Raw genomic sequence first — 247 nt, forward strand, 5'->3', positions numbered from 1 at the left:
TCGCCGAGCTGGGCTTCCGCTCGGAGGACAGCAGCCGCCTGCTCGGCGAAGCGCTCGGCGCGCTCACTCGGCGACTCGTCGTCGAGGCTGGACTGACGCGCGTCCTGATCGCAGGCGGGGATACATCGGGCTACGTCACGCGCGGACTCGGCATCTACGCATTGGAGTGCGCCGCCGCGCTTACGCCAGGCGCACCGCTCTGCCGAGCCAGCGCCGACGACCCGGCTCTGGACGGGCTGGAGCTGGT

Annotated in this window: 1 protein-coding gene; it reads left to right on the forward strand. The window is 71.7% G+C overall.

Going from position 1 to position 247, the window contains the following annotated elements:
- A partial coding sequence (locus tag PA598K_RS35770) for a nucleotide-binding domain containing protein (protein WP_305781353.1) occupies positions 1-247 on the forward strand: 247 nt, incomplete at both ends.

This window comes from Paenibacillus sp. 598K, from assembly GCF_003851045.1.
In the GTDB taxonomy this organism is placed as follows: Bacteria; Bacillota; Bacilli; order Paenibacillales; family Paenibacillaceae; genus Paenibacillus_D.